Origin of the sequence: Exiguobacterium sp. s133 (assembly GCF_018618595.1) — a bacterium.
GTDB classification, from domain to species: domain Bacteria; phylum Bacillota; class Bacilli; order Exiguobacteriales; family Exiguobacteriaceae; genus Exiguobacterium_A; species Exiguobacterium_A oxidotolerans.
Map to the genome: position 1 here is coordinate 79,373 of NZ_JACSMK010000013.1, position 20,351 is coordinate 99,723.

General features: G+C 49.6%; 17 protein-coding genes. 16 read left to right on the plus strand and 1 reads right to left on the minus strand.

Annotated elements, in window-relative coordinates; genetic code table 11:
• The first annotated feature begins 103 nt into the window (after nucleotides 1-103).
• From recA to mutL, 16 genes are all read left to right on the plus strand, one after another.
• Nucleotides 104-1,144, plus strand: coding sequence for a recombinase RecA (gene recA / locus KNP96_RS15000; RefSeq protein ID WP_029333186.1), 1,041 nt, complete (start codon nucleotides 104-106; stop codon nucleotides 1,142-1,144).
• 269 nt (nucleotides 1,145-1,413) lie between these two features.
• Nucleotides 1,414-2,976, plus strand: coding sequence for a ribonuclease Y (gene rny / locus KNP96_RS15005; protein WP_029333187.1), 1,563 nt, complete (start codon nucleotides 1,414-1,416; stop codon nucleotides 2,974-2,976).
• Between the two features lie 49 nt (nucleotides 2,977-3,025).
• The gene (locus tag KNP96_RS15010; RefSeq protein ID WP_088836707.1) at nucleotides 3,026-3,820 is read left to right on the plus strand and encodes a TIGR00282 family metallophosphoesterase; all 795 of its coding nucleotides are present in this window, start codon (nucleotides 3,026-3,028) and stop codon (nucleotides 3,818-3,820) included.
• Between the two features lie 29 nt (nucleotides 3,821-3,849).
• Complete coding sequence (locus tag KNP96_RS15015) at nucleotides 3,850-4,110, plus strand: stage V sporulation protein S (protein WP_029333189.1); 261 nt, start codon at nucleotides 3,850-3,852, stop codon at nucleotides 4,108-4,110.
• Between the two features lie 201 nt (nucleotides 4,111-4,311).
• The gene (locus tag KNP96_RS15020; protein WP_214771643.1) at nucleotides 4,312-6,063 is read left to right on the plus strand and encodes a 2-oxoacid:acceptor oxidoreductase subunit alpha; all 1,752 of its coding nucleotides are present in this window, start codon (nucleotides 4,312-4,314) and stop codon (nucleotides 6,061-6,063) included.
• The gene (locus KNP96_RS15025) at nucleotides 6,050-6,916 is read left to right on the plus strand and encodes a 2-oxoacid:ferredoxin oxidoreductase subunit beta (RefSeq protein ID WP_214771645.1); all 867 of its coding nucleotides are present in this window, start codon (nucleotides 6,050-6,052) and stop codon (nucleotides 6,914-6,916) included. The genes KNP96_RS15020 and KNP96_RS15025 overlap by 14 nt, the downstream gene beginning before the upstream one ends.
• A gap of 97 nt (nucleotides 6,917-7,013) precedes the next feature.
• The gene (gene tdh / locus KNP96_RS15030; RefSeq protein ID WP_214771647.1) at nucleotides 7,014-8,102 is read left to right on the plus strand and encodes an L-threonine 3-dehydrogenase; all 1,089 of its coding nucleotides are present in this window, start codon (nucleotides 7,014-7,016) and stop codon (nucleotides 8,100-8,102) included.
• Nucleotides 8,102-9,274: a glycine C-acetyltransferase gene (locus KNP96_RS15035; RefSeq protein ID WP_214771649.1), complete on the plus strand. Its 1,173-nt coding sequence runs from the start codon at nucleotides 8,102-8,104 to the stop codon at nucleotides 9,272-9,274. Before tdh ends, KNP96_RS15035 begins: the two co-directional genes overlap by 1 nt.
• 92 nt (nucleotides 9,275-9,366) lie before the next feature.
• Nucleotides 9,367-10,983: an alpha/beta hydrolase gene (locus KNP96_RS15040; RefSeq protein ID WP_214771651.1), complete on the plus strand. Its 1,617-nt coding sequence runs from the start codon at nucleotides 9,367-9,369 to the stop codon at nucleotides 10,981-10,983.
• Nucleotides 10,980-12,437, plus strand: a complete 1,458-nt coding sequence (locus KNP96_RS15045; protein WP_214771653.1) for a phytoene desaturase family protein — start codon at nucleotides 10,980-10,982, stop codon at nucleotides 12,435-12,437. The genes KNP96_RS15040 and KNP96_RS15045 overlap by 4 nt, the downstream gene beginning before the upstream one ends.
• A 124-nt stretch (nucleotides 12,438-12,561) precedes the next feature.
• Nucleotides 12,562-12,849, plus strand: a complete 288-nt coding sequence (locus KNP96_RS15050; RefSeq protein ID WP_214765289.1) for a hypothetical protein — start codon at nucleotides 12,562-12,564, stop codon at nucleotides 12,847-12,849.
• A 123-nt stretch (nucleotides 12,850-12,972) separates the two neighbouring features.
• A complete protein-coding gene (locus tag KNP96_RS15055) occupies nucleotides 12,973-14,244 on the plus strand; it encodes a DUF445 domain-containing protein (protein ID WP_214765287.1) in 1,272 nt (423 codons plus the stop codon).
• 13 nt (nucleotides 14,245-14,257) lie between these two features.
• On the plus strand, nucleotides 14,258-15,079 hold the full coding sequence (locus KNP96_RS15060; protein ID WP_214765285.1) for a DNA-3-methyladenine glycosylase family protein: 822 nt from the start codon (nucleotides 14,258-14,260) through the stop codon (nucleotides 15,077-15,079).
• Nucleotides 15,080-15,191: 112 nt separating this feature from the next.
• Nucleotides 15,192-15,629, plus strand: a complete 438-nt coding sequence (locus tag KNP96_RS15065) for a YlbF/YmcA family competence regulator (RefSeq protein WP_029333202.1) — start codon at nucleotides 15,192-15,194, stop codon at nucleotides 15,627-15,629.
• A gap of 64 nt (nucleotides 15,630-15,693) precedes the next feature.
• On the plus strand, nucleotides 15,694-18,228 hold the full coding sequence (mutS, locus tag KNP96_RS15070) for a DNA mismatch repair protein MutS (RefSeq protein WP_214771655.1): 2,535 nt from the start codon (nucleotides 15,694-15,696) through the stop codon (nucleotides 18,226-18,228).
• Between the two features lie 11 nt (nucleotides 18,229-18,239).
• Nucleotides 18,240-20,054 carry a DNA mismatch repair endonuclease MutL gene (mutL, locus tag KNP96_RS15075; RefSeq protein ID WP_214771657.1) on the plus strand — a complete coding sequence of 605 codons (1,815 nt, stop codon included), beginning with the start codon at nucleotides 18,240-18,242 and terminating at the stop codon, nucleotides 20,052-20,054.
• Here the strand turns inward: mutL and KNP96_RS15080 are convergent.
• Nucleotides 20,038-20,351, minus strand: a 314-nt coding sequence (locus KNP96_RS15080; protein ID WP_214771660.1) for a hypothetical protein, incomplete at its 5' end; no start/stop codon positions are given. The genes mutL and KNP96_RS15080 overlap by 17 nt on opposite strands.

Consider the following 20,351-nt stretch of genomic DNA (forward strand, 5'->3'; position numbering starts at 1 on the left):
GAATAATTCCAAGTATGCGAATAAATGTTCGTAAAAAGCTTGTCATTCGGTCTCAAAAGAAGTACAATAATCTCAGTAAGATAAATAGAAGGAGGCCTGCTACGTGAGTGATCGTAAAGCAGCACTTGAAATGGCATTACGCCAGATAGAGAAGCAATTTGGTAAAGGTTCAATCATGAAACTAGGTGAAAATGCAGACCAGAAAGTATCTGTTATTTCTTCTGGATCAATCACATTAGATATAGCTCTCGGTGCAGGTGGATATCCACGTGGACGGGTAATCGAAGTATACGGTCCAGAATCTTCTGGTAAAACGACTGTTGCGCTCCACGCGATTGCAGCAGTACAAAAACAAGGCGGTCAGGCAGCGTTCATCGACGCAGAGCATGCGTTAGATCCAGCCTACGCAAATAAACTTGGTGTCGACATTGATGAGTTATTGTTATCACAACCGGATACAGGGGAACAGGCACTTGAAATCGCTGAAGCCCTCGTCCGTTCAGGTGCAGTAGACGTGCTCGTCGTCGACTCGGTTGCAGCGCTCGTACCAAAAGCTGAAATCGAAGGCGAAATGGGTGATTCCCACGTAGGTCTTCAAGCACGTTTGATGAGTCAGGCATTACGTAAGTTGTCTGGTGCAACAAACAAATCGAAGACGATTGTCATCTTCATCAACCAAATCCGTGAAAAAATCGGTGTCATGTTCGGGAACCCAGAAACGACTCCAGGTGGACGTGCCTTGAAATTCTACTCGTCTGTTCGACTTGAAGTTCGTCGTGCGGAAGCATTGAAGAATGGAACGGATATCGTCGGGAATAAAACAAAAATCAAAGTCGTTAAAAATAAAATTGCACCACCATTCAAACAAGCAGAAGTTGATATCATGTATGGTCTCGGGATTTCTAAAGTCGGTGAGTTAATCGACATCGGGACGGATCTCGATATCGTTCAAAAAAGTGGTGCATGGTACTCTTATAATTCAGAACGTCTCGGTCAAGGACGTGAAAACGCGAAACAATACATGGTCGAGCATCCGGAGGTCGCTGAGGAAGTCGAACGCTTGATTCGTGAGCACCACGGTCTTGTTGAACGTGCACTTGATGCGGAAGTAGAAGAAGAAACAGAAGATCTATTCGCAGAATAATATAGAGGCGGTTCCTTCTTGAAGGTGAATCGAACAATCGATAACGTTTACTCGCTGGAGTGAACGTTATCTTTTTTTAGATTTTTCGTTGAAGTTACTTCGATTCAAGGTGTTTTTTGTTGAAAAGAGGAAAACAAAGGAATTCTTTCCCGCCCGTTCGTTGACAATGAACGAGTGCTATCCTTACAATATAGATGTACGTTTTTTAGACAGCTTCGATGAAAAACCGAAATGAACTAAGAAACACCTTGCAAAGGGGAGGTGAACCCATGGATACAATAACTTGGATTATCATACTTCTCCTCACTTTGCTCATCGCATTCATCGTAGGCTACTTCTTGCGGAAATCGATTGCTGAAGCAAAGATTCAAGGCGCGGAAACCGAAGCGACAAAAATCGTCGAACGGGCACAAGTGTCAGCGGAAGCAACGAAAAAAGAAGCATTACTCGAAGCGAAAGACGAAGCCTTTAAACTTCGCAATGAAGTAGAAAAAGAACTTCGTGAACGTCGTCAAGAGCTAACAAAACAAGAAGCCCGCTTGCTCCAAAAAGAAGAGACTCTCGATCGCCGTGTCGACTCAATCGACCGAAAGGAAGATCAAATCAACACACGAGACGCTGAGATCGCGAAGCGGAAGCAACAAGCTGAAGCGTTAGAACGCAAAGTTGAGGATCTGTATGAAGAAGGTCGCCAAGAGCTCGTACGTGTTGCGAATCTTTCGCAAGACGAAGCGCGCGCTATCATCATGGATGAGACAAAACAAGCTGCGCTGCATGATGCGGCAATGCTACAAAAAGAAATCGAACAAAAAGCAAAAGAAGAAGCCGACAAGAAAGCACGTAACATCTTGTCCCTCGCGATTCAACGGTTCGCCGCTGAACATATCGCTGAGACGACGGTATCTGTCGTCAACCTACCGAATGATGAGATGAAGGGTCGAATCATCGGTCGTGAAGGTCGTAACATTCGGACACTTGAAACGTTAACGGGAATCGATTTAATCATCGATGATACACCGGAAGCTGTTATCTTGTCTGGATTTGATCCGATTCGTCGTGAAGTGGCGAAGATGGCGCTTGAAAAGCTTGTCCAAGACGGTCGAATTCATCCGGCACGGATTGAAGAGATGGTCGACAAATCACGTCGCGAAGTCGATGAGCGAATTCGCGAAATCGGAGAAGAAGCGACATATGATGTCGGGATTCATGGAATTCACCCGGATCTCGTCAAGATTCTCGGCCGCTTGAAATACCGGACGAGTTACGGACAAAACGTCTTGTTCCACTCACTTGAAGTCGCGCATCTTGCGGGAATGATGGCAGCGGAACTTGGTGAAGATGTCACGCTTGCGAAACGGGCAGGTCTCCTGCACGATATCGGAAAAGCGATTGACCATGAAGTGGAAGGAAGTCATGTTGAGATTGGTGTCGAGCTCGGTACGAAGTACAAAGAGCATCCGACAGTCATCAATGCGATTGCTTCTCACCATGGTGATACGGAAGCGACTTCGGTCATCTCCGTCCTTGTCGCGGCAGCAGACGCACTGTCAGCAGCACGTCCAGGTGCACGACAAGAAACGCTTGAAAGTTACATTCGACGCCTCGAACGTTTGGAAGAAATTTCAGAATCATTCGATGGTGTTGAAAAATCATTTGCGATTCAAGCCGGTCGTGAAGTTCGGATTATCGTCCGTCCTGACGTCGTCGATGATGTCTTAGCACACAAGATGGCGAGTGATATCCGGAAGAAAATCGAAGAAGAACTCGATTATCCGGGTCATATCAAGGTCACGGTCATTCGGGAAACACGAGCAGTCGAATACGCAAAATAAGCAAAGTGGCGGGCGACCGCCACTTTTTTAATGTATTGGAGGAATTAGCATGAAGATTTTATTTATCGGAGACGTCGTTGGCGCACCAGGTCGACACATCTTACAACAATTTACGGCACGTCTGAAGTCGAAATACAATCCAACCGTCATGCTCGTCAACGGTGAAAATGCAGCACACGGTCGTGGCATCACGAAATCAATTTATCACCAATTACTCGAACTTGGTTTCCACGGCGTCACGATGGGAAATCATACGTTTGACAATCGGGACATTTTCGACTGGATTGATGACGCTGACCGGATTGTCCGTCCAGCAAACTATCCGGAAGGAACACCAGGTCGTGGCATGATGGTCTTAAAGGTCGGGAATAAAAAGATTGCCGTCATCAACGTCCAAGGAACGGTCTTCTTGCCAGCACTCGGAGATCCTTTCCGGACTGTTGACGCGTTGATTGCGGAAGTCGAAGGGGAAGTCGATGCGATTTTCGTTGACGTCCATGCGGAAGCAACGAGTGAAAAAATCGCGATGGGTTATCATCTTGACGGACGTGTTCAAGCGGTCGTCGGAACCCACACGCACGTCCAAACTGCCGACGAACGTGTGCTTGACGGTGGAACAGCTTACATCACGGATGTCGGCATGACAGGTCCACTGGACGGTGTCCTCGGGATGCGTAAAGATGATGTCTTACGAAAATTTAAGACACAGCTTCCAACTCGGTTTGAAGTTGCGGAAGGACGGGAACAATTAAATGGAGTCTTGATTCATATCGATGATGCGACGAAAAAAGCAACGAAGATTGAACGGATTCATTTGACGGATCAATCGATATTCTTTGATTAAGTGTCATTTTTGATTGGGAGGTACATTGCATGGACGCCCTGAAAGTATCAGCTAAATCGAATCCGAACGCCGTCGCAGGAGCGATTGCGGGCGTGCTTCGAGAGAAAGGTTCTGTCGAGATTCAGGCTATCGGTGCGGGTGCACTCAATCAATCCATTAAGGCGGTCGCGATTGCGCGAGGATTCGTTGCGCCAGCTGGCATGGATTTAATCTGTATCCCAGCCTTTACCGACATCATGATTGATGGCGAAGAACGGACTGCAATTAAACTCATCGTTGAACCACGCTAAGATCGTTCGGACATAGGTCCTAAATACACGTGATCATCTACTCGGCTAGAGTAGATGGTCTTTTTGTCGTGACGAAAATCAAAAAAACGAACGGATTTCCGGGGGAGGATTGTACAAGTATCTGTAAATCGGTATCATGAGGGAGGATAGTAAAGTAAGACGCTTCCATCATTTCAGGGGACAGAGAAGGAGCGAACGTCGATGTACAATCAATTATCATGGAAAGTAGGCGGACAGCAGGGAGAGGGAATCGAATCGACAGGTGAGATTTTTGCGATTGCCCTCAACCGTCTTGGTTATTATTTATATGGATATCGTCACTTTTCTTCACGCATCAAAGGTGGACATACAAACAATAAGATTCGTGTGGCGACACATGAAGTTCGGACCGTCGCGGACGATCTCGATATTTTAGTGGCATTTGATCAAGAGACGATCGATGTCAATTTCCACGAGTTACGCCAGGGGGCAATCATCATTGCCGACGCAAAGTTCAAGCCGACGAATCCGGATGCTTCGCGTGCCGATCTCTATCCGATTGCGTTTACGGAAATTGCAGCGGGTCTTGGAACCGCACTGATGAAAAACATGGTCGCGATCGGTGCTTCAAGTGCGATTCTCGGAATTGATCCAGAACGGTTTGAAGCCGTCGTCGAACAAATTTTTGGTCGCAAAGGTCCGGAGATGGTCGCAAAGAACTTATCGGCGATTCGGGAAGGAGCAGCTGCTTTTGAAGAGATGGCACTCGATGCCGAGCGGTTCATCCTGGAACCGGCCGACGGGAAGCAACGCATGTTCATGATTGGCAACGATGCGATTGCCCTCGGTGCCGTGACAGGGGGAGCCCGCTTGATGGCCGCTTACCCGATTACACCATCGTCAGAAATCATGGAGTACTTAATCAAGAAATTACCACAGTTCGGCGGAACGGTCGTTCAGACAGAGGATGAACTGGCAGCTGTCACGATGGCGATCGGCGCGAACTATGCCGGTGTCCGTGCCTTGACGGCGTCAGCTGGACCAGGACTGTCGTTGATGGCGGAAGCCATCGGGTTATCCGGGATGACGGAAACACCACTCGTTATCATCGATACACAACGGGGAGGACCGTCAACGGGACTCCCGACGAAACAAGAACAATCGGACTTGATGGCGATGATTTACAGTACGCATGGCGAGATTCCGAAAGTCGTCCTTGCACCGTCGACGGTCGAAGAAGCGTTTTATGATGCGGCGGAAGCCTTTAATATTGCGGAAGAGTACCAATGTCCGGTCATCCTTTTGACCGACTTGATGTTATCGCTCGGAAAACAATCGGTCGAACCGCTCGACTTAGAACGTGTCGAAATCCGACGCGGAAAATTACTGCAAGGCGACTTACCGGAACTTGCCGGGAAAGACTACTTCAAACGGTATGAAGTGACGGAAGACGGGATCAGTCCGCGTGTCGTCCCGGGAATGAAACACGGGATTCATCACGTGACGGGCGTCGAACATAACGAAGAAGGACGTCCCTCGGAAGCAACGAAGAACCGGGTCGATCAAATGACGAAACGTTTACGCAAACTCAATCAATTCCGTCTAGCAGACGCTGTCCTTGTGACGGAACAGCATCAGACACCAGACATCCTGTTCGTCGGCTTCAATTCGACGCGCGGGACGATTGAAGAAGTGATGCCACGTCTAGAGCATGCAGGGATGAAGGTCGATCGCTTGCATATTCGTCAAATGCACCCGTTCCCGAGTGAACTCGTCCGGCCACATCTTGAGCGGGCGAAAAAAGTCGTCGTCGTCGAATACAATGCGACCGGTCAACTCGCGAAACTGATTCAGATGAACTGTGGGTTCGCAGACAAGATTGAACATATCTTGAAATTCAACGGTGATCCGTTCTATCCGGCAGAAGTCGTAGAACAGGTAGTAGCAGGAGGCGTTTTTAATGGCAACCTTTAAAGATTTTCGAAATGATGTCAAACCGAACTGGTGTCCGGGATGTGGTGACTTCTCAATTCAAGCAGCGATTCAACGTGCCGTCGCGAACGTCGGTCTTGAGCCGGAAGAACTGGCTTTGATTTCTGGAATCGGCTGTTCCGGCCGCATTTCTGGTTATATCAACACCTATGGGTTTCATGGTGTCCACGGTCGTTCGCTCCCGATTGCCCAAGGCGTCAAGATGGCGAACCGGGAATTGACAGTCATCGCGTCCGGCGGGGACGGGGACGGTTTTGCAATCGGAATGGGGCATACGGTTCATGCGTTCAAACGAAATGTCGACATGACGTACATTGTCATGGACAATCAAATCTACGGCTTGACGAAGGGGCAAACATCACCGACGTCAGCTCCCGGATTCAAAACGAAGTCAACACCGAAAGGCTCGATTGAGAAGAGCATTTCACCGGTCGAGCTTGCTTTGACTGCCGGTGCGACGTTCGTCGCCCAAAGTTTCTCGAACGACTTGAAAGGATTGACACGGCTGATTGAACAAGCGACGGAACATAAAGGGTTCGCCTTCATTAATGTCTTCAGTCCCTGTGTGACGTTTAACAAGGTCAACACGTACGATTGGTTCAAACAAAATTTGACGAAGCTGGACGAGATTGAGGGGTATGATGCAACAAATCTCGATACAGCGAAACGCGTCGTCCATGAGCACGACGGACTCGTCATGGGTCTGATTTATCAAGATGATTTGCGGCTCGACTATCAGTCACAAATCGATGGGTATGATGAGACGGGACTGACGTTTGCCGATCTTGAAATGAATCAAAAAACATTTAACCAACTCGCTGCGGAATTCATGTAAAATAGAGTCGAATGATGGTTTGGTTTTTGGGGATGCTAAACATTTGGTCATTACCGATTAGAGAAACAGGTAAGACCCATGAAGGAGTCGGGGAAATATGACAAAATTAGTGACGATGGAAGAACAGACGACGCAAACGAAAACGATGCGGGCACTCGTCAAAGAAGAGCGTGGTTTTGGAGCGGTCTTGAAAGAAGTCGAGGTTCCTGTCCCGGGACGCGGTGAAGTATTGATTCGCGTTGAAGCGACTTCAATTTGCGGGACAGACGTCCACATTTACGAATGGGATGCCTGGGCCGCGTCTCGTGTCAATCCGCCATACGTGTTCGGACATGAGTTTTCGGGAGAAGTCGTCGAACTCGGCGAAGGGACAAAACGTCTGAAGCTTGGGGATCATGTTTCAGCTGAGACACACATCGTCTGTCATCAATGTAAACAGTGTTTACGGGGACAGTATCATATTTGTAAAAATACGAAAATCATCGGTGTCGATACGCAAGGCTGTTTTGCCGAGTACGTCGTCATGCCGGAAGAAAACCTCTGGGTCAATCCGGAAGAAATGCCGGCAAGCATCGCGTCGATTCAAGAACCGATGGGAAATGCCGTCCACACGGTACTTGCAAGCGACGTCAGTGCCAAGACGGTCGCCATCGTCGGCTGTGGTCCAATCGGTTTGATGGCCGTTTCGGTCGCGAAAGCGGCAGGGGCAGCGGAAGTCGTCGCGATTGATGTCAATCCGTATCGGTTAGAGCTTGCGAAGACGATGGGCGCAGATGTCGTTCTTGATTCACGCCATGATGATGTCATCGAACGGATCATGATGATGACGGACGGCGACGGAATCGATGTCGTCTGCGAGATGAGTGGTCATCCGGTCGCGATCAGTCAAGCCTTTGAAATGGTGACGGCAGGCGGAGATGTCAACATCTTAAGTCTGCCCGTCAAACCGGTTGAAATCGACTTGACGAACCATGTCGTCTTTAAAGGGGTCCGCGTCCAAGGAATCACGGGGCGGAAGATGTACGAGACATGGAGCCAAGTATCAGCCTTTCTTTCGAGCGGCAAGGTCGATGTCAAACCGTTAATCACACATACATTACCGCTCGAACGATTCGAAGAAGGCTTCGAATTGATGCGCCAAGGGAAATGTGGAAAAGTTGTACTACAACCAAGGGGGACGAATTAATGGGTTTCGAACACTTACGAACAGAATTAGAGGAAATGAAAGCGGCGGGGACGTACCGCAAGCTCGTACCACTCGAAAGTGCACAACACAATCGTGTGACGATTGATGGAAAAGAACTGATTCAACTATCTTCAAACAATTATCTCGGACTCGCAGCGCACCCGCGTCTCGCAAAACGGGCAGCGGATGCAGCGCTTGAATTCGGTGCCGGGACAGGATCGGTCCGGACGATCGCGGGAACACTCGAAATGCATGAAGCGTTCGAGCGGGAACTTGCAACATTCAAACATACGGAAGCAGCACTTGTATTCCAGTCGGGATTCGCAACGAACCTCGGTGTCTTGTCGGCACTGCTCGGACCAGAGGATGTCGTCATTTCCGATGCCCTTAATCATGCTTCGATCATCGATGGGATTCGCTTGACGAAAGCGAAACGCCGCATTTACAAACACGTCGACTTAGCTGATCTTGAAGCAGCGCTCCAAGAGACGCAAGACGCGCGGATACGACTCGTCGTCACGGACGGCGTCTTCTCGATGGACGGTAACATCGCACCACTTCCGGAAATCGTCGAACTCGCAGAAAAGTACGATGCGCTTGTCATGGTCGATGACGCGCATGCCTCAGGCGTTTTAGGAAAAAGTGGTCGCGGGACGGTCAACCACTTCGAGCTTGACGGTCGTGTCGCCCTCCAAGTCGGTACCTTGTCGAAAGCAATTGGTGTCCTTGGCGGGTATGTCGCGTGTGAACAGCATGTTAAAGATTACTTAATCCATAAAGGGCGCCCGTTCCTCTTCTCGACATCACATCCGCCGGCAGTCGTCGAAGCAAACCGGGAAGCACTGCGGGTAATGGAAGAAGAGACGGAACTGTTCGATCGTCTTTGGGAAAATACAGAGTTCTTCAAACAAGGACTACGTGATCTTGGCTTTAACATCGGGACATCGACGACGCCGATCACACCGGTCATCGTCGGGGACGAAGCGCTTTGTCATAAGTTGTCCGATCAACTGCGTGCTCACGGCGTCTTCGCACAAGGAATTGCCTTCCCAACCGTTGCCAAAGGGAAAGCACGTGTCCGGACAATCGTTACGGCAGAGCATACGCGTGGCGATTTAGAACAAGCAATCGAAGCCTTCAAACAAGTCGGACAAGAATTAAACTTGATTTAACAGGATAGAAAAACAGCCGATGATTGATTCGGCTGTTTTTTCGATTGTATGATAGGGAAAAGAGAACTTCAGAAAGGAAGTGCACGTGCTTTATGACGATTCAAAAAAAGCTGTTGCTGGCGTCGCTGTTGATGCTGACGTTTTTGCTCGGTGGCTGCATTCGCATTCAGTATGATGCGACTGTCCATCTGGATCAAAGTGTCACCTTGAAGACGACGTATGCAGCAAAAGAACATCCGGTCGCACGATTATTGAACTTTAATCCGGACTGGGAGATGTATGCGAAGCAGGCTGAAAAAAACGGCTATGCAGCGTCGACCTTCAAAACGAAGGACGACTATGAAGGACTTCGTATGGAAAAAACCTTCGCGAACCTTGAAGATTTGGCCTCGATTAAAGATGAATGGAAGACAGGTGTCGGGGGAATCTTGATTCCGCCCGATACGACGTATGATGTGGACAAGCATGAAGGCTTTTGGTTTAATACGTACCGTTTAAATACGAACATCGACTTAAGTATCGATCGCTTAAATATCAAGGGCTATCATCCTACAGGTCAAGTTAAAAAGTTAGCCGATCGTTACATCCGCCAAGCGGACATCGAGATTAAACTGCACGTCCCGGAAGTCGTCGCTTTGCAAAATGCGGAGAAAATCGACTGGGCGAACTACAATGACGTCTCGTGGAAATTATACGGGACGAAAGACAATCAATTGCAACTCGTGGCATACGTTCCGAATCCGACGGGCTGGATTATCACGGGGGTCGTCTTATTAATCGGACTCGGTCTCTTGACGTTTTGGATCATCCACCACGTGCGGAAATTACGCCGCAAGCAACTTCAGACAATCAGTATCTCGCTACTCGTTTGTCTGTTACTCGGAGGTGGTGCTTGGTTAATATTTGCTGACGAGACGGCCAGTGCCCCGCCGCCGACAACGCAAATCGTGACGGAATCGAAGGGGGAGATTGTCCCGACGTTCATGGTGCATGGCTTGTTCGGGACGGAACGCACCTTCTTACCGATGATTGAAAACTTTACGGAAAAAAAGTTGGCGGATGAAGGAGGGCGATGTGATGTTGATCGGACCGGGAAGGTAACTTGTAAAGTCAAGGACTCGTCGACCGGCTTCCCACTCGTTCGTATCATCTTCGAAGACGATGAAGCAAGCCTTGCGCAGCAACAGACGTGGCTTGAAGCCGCGATCGCTCAGTATGACAAGCAACAAAAGGCGACGTTTACCGACATCCAACTTGTTGGTCACAGTATGGGCGGAGTCGACGTCGTCGAATATACGTTGAATGAAAATCTTCCGTATACGATTCGAAAAGTCGTCACGCTTGATGCACCGATTGGTGGATCAAATTATGCAACGCTCGGCTTGACGCTTGCTCCGTTCGGGACGAATACGAACAGTCCGGCGATTCAGGATTTAGCAGAGAACTCAAAGGCGATCGAGCGGTTGAAAGCGCGGCTCGAGACATGGCCGCGTGATGTCCTTGTTTACTCCTTCGGTGCCAAAGGAGGCGACTTCAATTTGATTCCGTTAGACAGTTCGTTCACGCTCGAAGATTATACGGACAACATCCAGACGAAGTCATATAAGTATGATCACTTCACGATTCACCGGCGCGAACCGGTCTTCCGCGAAGTACGCGATTTCTTATTTAAAGAAAATCTAGTCTTGGAAGAGGAGGACGATCAATGAAAAGCGTCGCGATTATTGGCGGAGGGATTGCCGGCGTGACAGCGGCGGCACTCCTCGCTCGAGAAGGGCATGACGTGACATTGCTTGAAGGAAGTCGCGAATGGGGGGGCTCCGCAGGCAAATTCACCCGGAAAGACTTGACGTACCCGGTCGGCGCGACACTCGGGATGGGCTTTCAACGAGGCGGCATTCATGACCGGGTTTTGCAACACTTGGGGTTAGATGTCGAAACGGAGTTACTTGATCTTGTGATGACGATTAAAATCGACGGGCACGATGTTGCCTATTACCGTGACCGTGCTCGATTCATCGGGGAACTACAGGATGTATTCCCACAACAGGCGCAGCAAATCGGCGCATTTTTTGAAGAAATCGATAAGATTCAACGTCATGTCGCTCCGTTGATGGAGTCACTTCCGGCACTACCTGTACGAACTTTGTACGATGCACAGTTGATAATAAAAGAAGCGCAATCGAGCCTGCCTTTACTTCCGTACGTCACACAGACCGTCGGACAAGTGTTACGGCGCCATGGGTTGGAAGGATCGGTTTTCGCTCGGCTGGTGGACGGGATTTTATTAGACAGTATGCAGACCGGTCAGGAAGCGTCCGCGTTACTCGGTGCCGTTGCCTTATCGATTTATCACGACGGTGCGTACTATGTGCCGGGCGGTCTTTATCGAGTCGCAGAAATCCTGAAAGAATCGGCAGAACATGACGGCGCGACGATGTTACTTGGTCGTAAAATCACGTCGGTCATGCAAACGGCAGATGGTTTTTTACTAGAAGATCGTCGCGGTCGTCTATTGCTAGCGGATGTCGTCATCGGTGCGCTCCCACTCGAAGCGATGCAGCGTCTCGTCAGTCCACCTCTTTTACGGACGCTTAAACGGACGTACGCAAGACAAAGGAAACTGGCGCAATGGGCCACATTCACGTATTATGCTGCCTTTCCGGAAAAATTGGTTACATCCGATAGTGCCTTTCGACAAATTCACGATGAACGGTTACCATCGGGTCATGCCTTTTTGTCATTATCACGTTCGAGTGATGTAAAACGGGCTCCGGAGGGCGTACGGACATTGACGATGTCCTGTCACGTCCCGATTGGTTACTTTGATGCTACGGACAACGTACATTACGGGCATCAGATCGAAAGAATGCAGGATGTATTTGAAACGATTGTCGAACAGGAGTTTCCCGGCTTTCGCGAGCAGGCAATCGAACGTCATCCTGGTGGACCGGGCGCCTGGGTGCGTTACACGTCACGACCGGACGGTGGCGTCGGCGGTTATCCGCAATTGCGTTCAACGAGTTTGTTCCGCGCGGCATCATTTCGGACCGGTGTCCCGAATCTCTACGTCATTGGCGATACCGCCTTTCCGGGGGCAGGGACAATCGGTGCGTCGACGTCAGCGATTCATGTCGCCAGACAGTTAGGTGTCAAGATTTGAATGACTTTGTGAAATGATGAAAGAAGCGGCCGAATGGTCGCTTTTTTGTCAGAACAGGATTATGATGGGGGAGAGACGGGAAGTAAGTAGTCATGACCATAAAAAGAGAGAAGGAGTGAATCGCGTGAATCCCTTTGAGGAAAAATGTCAACTCTTCATCCAGGAGCGTCGTCCGGAAGTCGGGCCGATTGTTTTTGCAACGGCACGAACGTTCATCAATGCCCGAGGACTGAGTGTCTATGAACGAATTTATCAAGGCAAGGAAGAGGTTCGGTTAGCATTTGTCGAACAAACGAACGGACAACAGCTTGTTTCTTTAATGGAGAACACATTCGGAAACGGATTAGTCTATTTCGTATCAACCGCAACGGCGACGTGGGACGGCAAAAAATTCGGAGATTACACGTTTTAATTACATAATGAGTCCCAGTCAGGTGAGGCTGGGGCTCTTTCTTGTCGAAACTTATCAAAATGGGGTAACGTATAATCAACTATACGCTCAATCAATCCCTTTCTACGAAAAGGAGGAAGTGTTTTGCAACACGAGGTGAACACACCAAAATCTTCGACACGACGCCTCGCGACCGTCTCGTTGATTTTTATGGCAGTCGGTTTTGTCGCGTCGCTACCGTTTAAAGAAAATGCTTGGATTTTTTGGCTTCAAAGTGGTTTTGAGGCCGGTCTCGTCGGTGGAATCGCCGATTGGTTCGCGATTACAGCCCTGTTCCGTCATCCGCTCGGTTTAAAGATTCCACATACGAACTTGCTGCCGAAAAATCGGGAACGGGTCATCGAATCGATTGTCCAGATGCTCGAAAAAGATTTATTGAACAAAGAAAGCATCGTCGAAAAGCTGCGCCACATGACGCTTGCAGATCGCTTCATCAAATTATTACGTTCACTTGTGTTAGTCCCAGCGTTTCGATCGACCGTGACGGAACTATTGATCGGGATTTTACGAAAGCTTCCACGGGCATCAATCATCAAGGCGGTCGATGAGCGAATCGTTGAAACGATTCGTGCTTACCCGGCGAAGAAATTAGCCGATCGCTTAATCGATTTAAACGATGAGCGCCGACTCGATGAGTTGGCGATTGATCAACTGCTCGGTTACGGACAAAAACTCTTGCAGGACCCCGTCATCCGCGATCAAATCGGACGACTTGCCTATCAGGCAATGATTGATCAAGAAAAAAATACTTTCTTACGGGTGACAGCGAAGACGGTCCAAAAAGTCTATTCGGAGGAACGCCTCAGCCTTGTCATCCAAAGTGTCCTCTTGAGTGTGATTCAAGACATGAAACACGTCCATCATCCAAATCGGTTGGCGATCATCGATCACATCCGTCGGAATTTGGCACAGCTCGCACAAGATGATGTCCGATTAGGGAAAATCGATGCGTGGAAGATGCAAGAAATCGAACGGATTGATTTAGAGCCGATCCTCGATCGTGCCTACACGTCAGGCATCGCAGAGCTAGAGACGTACTTTATATCAGATGCATTTTGGGAACAACGGGCACTGCCTTTAATGAACCAGGCGCTTGATGAGTGGGAACACCATCCGACGTTCAAAGAGGAGAGCGACCGCTGGATGAAAGACCAACTCGTCCGGTTCGTCGACCAAAACCATGCGCGGATTGGCGGACTCGTCCGTGAGAACTTGAACCGGTTCGATACGGAAACGTTGATTCATATGATTGAGGATAAAGTCGGAAACGACTTACAATGGATTCGGGTCAACGGAGCGATTTGTGGATTTTTCATCGGTTTAATTTTAGGTGGAGTCAAACTATTTTTTGCGTAAAAGGAGACTTCTGATGTGGCAACAAGAAGTAACATTGACGACTGATTATGATTTTGAGGGCGTCCGGACCCGCCTGTTGAATGATTCGTTACAGCAACAATCGGCAGATGCCTTACGGATTCCAATTCGTATCGACGAAGTGCCGTGGATTGGTCAAATCCGGGCGGACGATCGTCGAACGATCGTGTTGGCGGGGGATGGACCAAAACAACCGATGGTCGACGCGATGCGCCGGCGGTTTCGTTTAGATGAATCGAACCCGGCCCTTGAATTAAAGCGGACGACGCTGGCACCGATTGTTGAAACGTTTGGTGCGGAACGGCTTGTGCTCGATGTTGATCCGTTTACAGCATTGATTCGCTCCATTATCCATCAGCAAATCAACCTGTCGTTCGCACGTGTCTTGACAGACCGGGTTTTTCGGACATTCGGGACGACAATCGACGGCGTCGTTTTTCCGCCGACGCAAGCTGAACTTGCGGGTGCTTCGGAAGAACAACTTCGGGCGCTGCAGCTATCGGGTCGTAAAGTCGATTATTTGTTACGGGCGGCGACCGCAAATCTTGACTTTGAACAACTCCGTCAGGCGGAAGATGCGGTCATCGCGGAACAATTGATTGCCTTAAAAGGCGTCGGTCCCTGGACGGTCCAAAATGTGTTGATGTTCGGATACGGACGCAGAGATTTATTTCCGGCGTCCGATATCGGAATCTTGCGGGCATTCGAACGCTTGAATGGCGTTCGTCCGACTGTCAATGAAGCGATTGTTCTCGCCGAACAATTTGCCCCGTACCGCAGTCACGCTGCTTACTTATTGTGGCGTTCGATTGAATAAGGAACTATTCTTGTCACCCTCTAGTGAGAACGGTATAATGAATGCGACAGAACGAGTCATCGTTCGCAGAAACGACGAGTAGCGGTCTGACCGCTCGACATAGAGGGGACGAATGTGTATGTATACAGATGAACAAATCATCGAAAAAGCAAATGAAATCGCGAAAATGATTTCTGAAACGTCAGAAGTCGAACGGTTTAAAGCGGCAGAGGCCAACATCAATGGCAACGAAAAAGTCCAAAAGATGATGAAACAAATCAAGTTCCTCCAAAAAGAGGCAGTCAACTGCCAGCACTACGGAAAAACAGAGGCACTCGCGCGTGTTGAAGCAAAACTGGATAAATTATTTGCTGAGCTCGATGAGATGCCGGTCGTCCAACAGTTCCAAGAGTCGCAAGAAGAAGTCAACGGCTTACTTCAGTACATCACGGTGACAATCTCGAACGGGATTACGGATCAAATCATCGAAGCAACGGATGGCGATGTCTTAGCTGGAAAAACGGGCAGTGGGATGGAAGCTGAAAACAAAAGCGGCGGTTGCGGCTATTAATCAATGAAACGAATGGGGAAGCCGACGGAAATCCGTCGGCTTTTTCTACGAATGAGGTGGAAAGATGGAAGCAGTACACAACACACCAATGATGAAACAATATTTTTCAATTAAGGCGGATTATCCGGATGCCTTTTTATTTTATCGACTCGGTGATTTTTATGAATTGTTTTTTGATGATGCCAAACAAGTGGCCCATGAACTGGAGCTGACGTTGACGGCGAAGAACGGGAAGAATGCTGAACATCCGATTCCGATGTGCGGCGTGCCGCATCATGCGGCGAACGGGTACATCGAACAATTGATTGAACGGGGATATAAAGTCGCTCTGTGTGATCAAGTCGAAGATCCGAAGTTGACGAAAGGACTCGTCAAACGAGAAGTTATTCAAGTCATCACACCGGGTACGTTAATGTCGTCCTTAACGGAAAAGGAAAACCGTTACCTCGTCGCAATCGCTGAACAGGAAGGACGGTTCGGGATTGCCCGCGGGGACGTCTCGACAGGCGAGAGTGCTTTGACGAGTGTTACTTCGCTCGACGCCGTCATCAAGGAACTGAGTATCATCTTGCCCCGGGAAATCGTCGTGACGAATCCGGAGCACACAGCAGCATTACAGTCGTTACGGATCCCGTTGACGGAAAGCACGCGCCGTGAAAGTCATCCACACGGTGACCGGGCGATCGACGCGGCACAAGCGGATGCGTTCGCTGTCCTCTATGCCTACATGCATGATACGCAAAAACGTGCCTTGTCGCACTTGCAACCGGCGCTCGTCTACGAAGCGACGGACTTTATGCAGCTCGAGCCGAATACGGTCAAAAACCTTGAACTCGTCCGCTCTGCACGAACAGGCGACAAAAAGGGTTCGTTGCTTGGATTACTCGACATCACGGGAACAGCGATGGGCGGCCGGATGCTTAAGCGTTGGCTTGAAAAACCGCTCTTGTCGGAACAGACGATTACGGAGCGGCTCGACGCGGTCGAAGAACTGCTTGGACACTACTTTGAGCGGCACCAGTTGAAAGATACGTTAAGAGAAGTCTATGATCTCGAGCGACTCGTCGCAAAAGTCGGCTACGGAACGGCTTCTGCCCGTGATCTCGTCCAACTGAAAACGACGTTACGATTGATTCCACGGATACAGGCAGCGCTCGAAGAACTGCTCAGCCAGCGTCTCGGGCAATTAGCGATTGGACTTGATCCGCATGACGAGCTAACGGCGTTGCTTGATGCGGCATTCGTCGAAGCCCCACCGATTTCAACAAAGGACGGTGGGATGATCCGGACCGGCTTTAACGCTGAGCTCGATGAATTGCTGACGGCTTCAAAAGACGGGAAGACGTGGCTTGCGACACTCGAAGCGAGTGAACGGCAGGCGACGGGCATTAAAACGTTAAAAATCGGCTACAACCGTGTGTTTGGGTATTACATCGAAGTATCACGTGCCAACGCCAAGTTGCTCCCAGAAGGACGGTATGAACGAAAACAGACGCTTGCGAATGCTGAGCGTTACATCACGCCGGAATTGAAAGAAAAAGAAGCCTTGATTCTCGGAGCGGAAGAAAAAAGTATCACGATGGAATATGAACTCTTCTGTGGTGTCCGTGACCAAGTCAAAACACACATTGAGAGCTTGCAACGGGTCAGCCGCCGGATTGCGGAACTCGACGTCCTCGTCGCGCTCGCGGAAATCGCCGAAACACATGATTACGTTCGTCCGGTGACGACGAACGGTCGAAGCGTAGCGATTGAAGACGGCCGTCATCCGGTCATCGAGACGGTCTTACCACGCGGGGAATATGTCGCAAACGGAATCGCATTAGACGAAGCGCGTGAAATGTTATTGATTACGGGACCGAACATGTCCGGTAAATCGACCTATATGCGCCAGTTCGCCTTGATTGCCTTACTCCACCAGATCGGTTCGTTCGTCCCAGCGTCACGGGCAGAACTTCCAGTCTTCGATCAAATCTTCACCCGGATTGGGGCAGCGGATGATTTAGTCAGTGGACAATCGACGTTCATGGTCGAGATGGTCGAGACACAAGAGGCATTGGAACGAGCGACGGATCGGTCACTTATCTTGCTGGATGAAATTGGTCGGGGCACGTCAACGTATGACGGAATGGCTCTCGCCCAAGCGATTGTCGAGCACATTGCCGATTCGGTCGGCGCAAAAACCCTCTTCTCGACCCACTACCATGAGTTGACGGTGCTTGAGGAAACGATTGCGAAGCTTGCGAACGTCCACGTCCGCGCCGTCGAACAAAACGGGCGGGTCGTGTTCTTACATGAAGTCCGGGACGGGAAAGCCGATCAATCCTACGGGATTCATGTCGCCCGTCTCGCAGATTTACCGGAAACCTTGATTTCGCGGGCAGAAGTGCTATTGTCTGAGTTCGAGCAAGCTGATCAAGGCGTCAAACCACCGGCCGACGTCACGCCGCCAGTACTCGAGGCACCAATCGATCAGCTGAGCCTGTTCGCAGAACCGGATCCTGTCAAGGAAACGATTGCGACGCTTGATTTGATTAACATGACACCGCTCGATGCACTCAATACGTTGTATCGGTTGCAAGCAGAAGCCAGAAAGTGAGGAGATAAGGGATGGGCATCATTCGTGAACTATCGGATTCGTTAGCAAACCGAATCGCGGCGGGAGAAGTCGTCGAGCGACCGGCTTCCGTCGTCAAGGAGCTCGTCGAAAATGCACTCGATGCCGGAGCGACACAAGTCGATGTCGAACTTGAAGAAGCAGGGATGAAACGGATGACGATTCGCGATAACGGACACGGATTTTATCCGGACGATGCGGAACTCGCTTTCGTTCGTCACGCGACGAGTAAGATTAAGGATGAACACGATTTGTTCCGGATCAAGACGCTTGGTTTTCGGGGCGAGGCATTGGCCTCGATTGCGTCCGTCAGTAAAGTCACGCTGAAGACGAAACGGGCCGATCAAGAAGGGGTCCAATTGATTCTCGAATACGGAAAATTACTCGATCGTTCGGCTAGCGCGATGAACCGGGGAACAGAACTGACCGTTGAACACTTATTCTTTAATACACCAGCCCGCCTGAAGTATTTGAAGACGACACATACGGAGCTTGCGGCAATCACGGATGTTTTGAACCGGATGGCGTTCGCGCACCCGGAGGTCAAGTTCCGTGCCGTCCATGAAGGGAAAGTGTTGATCCAGACGAATGGCTCCGGAGACGTCCGGCAAGCTTTAGCGAGCGTCTATGGGCATCAGACGATTCAAGGGACACTTGTTGCGACAGCATCGAATGCGGACTATCAATTGACGTGTCATCTCGTTAAACCCGAAGTCACACGGGCGTCGAAAAACTATATCACCTTGATTTTAAACGGGCGGTCGGTCAAAAACTTTGCTTTGTCGCAAGCTGTCCTGAATGGCTATCATACGTTACTGCCGATCGGTCGTTTTCCGATTGCCGTCATCGAGGTGACGATGGACCCGCTATTGATTGATGTCAACGTCCACCCGGCAAAACGGGAGGTCCGTTTGTCGAAGGAAGCGGAGCTATGTCAATTGATTCAAGAGACGATTCGAATGACACTCAGTCGCGAGACGTTGATTCCGCAAGTGACGAAACCAAAACCTAAAAAAGACCCGAGTGCTCAGGAACGACTCGACTTCTCGTATAGCGTCGATTCGGTTGAAGATACGTCGTCGCGTGCAGTCTGGAATTACCCGATTCCAAAACGCGAAGCGGTTCATGAGACAGAAGGGCAACAATCTGAACAAGCAGTTAGCTTCGGAGGGGAGCAACGGGAAGAAGAAGGAGAGAACGTTCGACAACCGGAGGACACTCGACCGAAGTTTCCCCATCTCGATGTCATCGGTCAACTGCACTCGTCCTATATCGTCTGTTCCGGCGAGGACGGGATGTATTTGATTGATCAACATGCTGCCCAGGAGCGCATCAAGTATGAAACGTACAAAGTGATGTTTGGTCGTCCGCTCGAGCAACAACAGCAACTGTTATTGCCGTACACGTTCGAAATTTCATCTGACGACATGAAGCGGATGGATGAAGCATTACCGTTACTGCTGGAAGTCGGAATTGAGCTGGAGGCGTTTGGACCACAAAGCTTCATCGTCCGTGAAGTGCCGACCTGGTTTCCCTCGCACCGGCAGGAAGAGACGATTCAAGAACTGATGGATGAAGCGTTGGTAAAACAAAAAGTCGACATCGAACAGTACCGGGAAGATGCGGCGATCATGATGGCCTGCAAAAAATCAATCAAAGCCAATCATCCTTTAAATGAAGAGATGATGCGACGGTTGATCGTCGACCTGTCACAAACCGAGATGCCGTTCACGTGTCCACACGGCCGACCGGTCATCATCGAATGGACGACATATGAACTGGAGAAGTTGTTTAAACGCGTGATGTGAGAAGAGTATTTACCTCTCGCAAACGAAAAGAATCTTCCTGAAAAAACGCCGATGATTCCGTATGAAAAACGGGATTATCGGCGTTTCGTGTGTCATGGTCCATCCCGTCAAATATCGACTGTCTAAGCATAGTCTTAGGCAATAACAGCTTTTTTTTTTTCGTTACTTGCCCGCCTCTTATCATCGCGTGAAAACGCGCTTCAGGCTTTAGACAAAGTGCCATCGGGAGATCAAGCGTCTTTTTTCGTTGCTTTCCTCGGGCGAGGCGCAAGCCGTTGCTCCTTCGTCCTAACGGAC

Coding starts and splice junctions, on each gene's coding strand:
- rny (WP_029333187.1), top strand. CDS start 1,414: ATGGATACAATAACTTGGATTATCATACTTCTCCTCACTTTGCTCATC.
- KNP96_RS15010 (WP_088836707.1), top strand. CDS start 3,026: ATGAAGATTTTATTTATCGGAGACGTCGTTGGCGCACCAGGTCGACAC.
- KNP96_RS15015 (WP_029333189.1), top strand. CDS start 3,850: ATGGACGCCCTGAAAGTATCAGCTAAATCGAATCCGAACGCCGTCGCA.
- KNP96_RS15020 (WP_214771643.1), top strand. CDS start 4,312: ATGTACAATCAATTATCATGGAAAGTAGGCGGACAGCAGGGAGAGGGA.
- KNP96_RS15025 (WP_214771645.1), top strand. CDS start 6,050: ATGGCAACCTTTAAAGATTTTCGAAATGATGTCAAACCGAACTGGTGT.
- tdh (WP_214771647.1), top strand. CDS start 7,014: ATGACAAAATTAGTGACGATGGAAGAACAGACGACGCAAACGAAAACG.
- KNP96_RS15035 (WP_214771649.1), top strand. CDS start 8,102: ATGGGTTTCGAACACTTACGAACAGAATTAGAGGAAATGAAAGCGGCG.
- KNP96_RS15040 (WP_214771651.1), top strand. CDS start 9,367: ATGACGATTCAAAAAAAGCTGTTGCTGGCGTCGCTGTTGATGCTGACG.
- KNP96_RS15045 (WP_214771653.1), top strand. CDS start 10,980: ATGAAAAGCGTCGCGATTATTGGCGGAGGGATTGCCGGCGTGACAGCG.
- KNP96_RS15060 (WP_214765285.1), top strand. CDS start 14,258: ATGTGGCAACAAGAAGTAACATTGACGACTGATTATGATTTTGAGGGC.
- KNP96_RS15065 (WP_029333202.1), top strand. CDS start 15,192: ATGTGTATGTATACAGATGAACAAATCATCGAAAAAGCAAATGAAATC.
- mutS (WP_214771655.1), top strand. CDS start 15,694: ATGGAAGCAGTACACAACACACCAATGATGAAACAATATTTTTCAATT.
- mutL (WP_214771657.1), top strand. CDS start 18,240: ATGGGCATCATTCGTGAACTATCGGATTCGTTAGCAAACCGAATCGCG.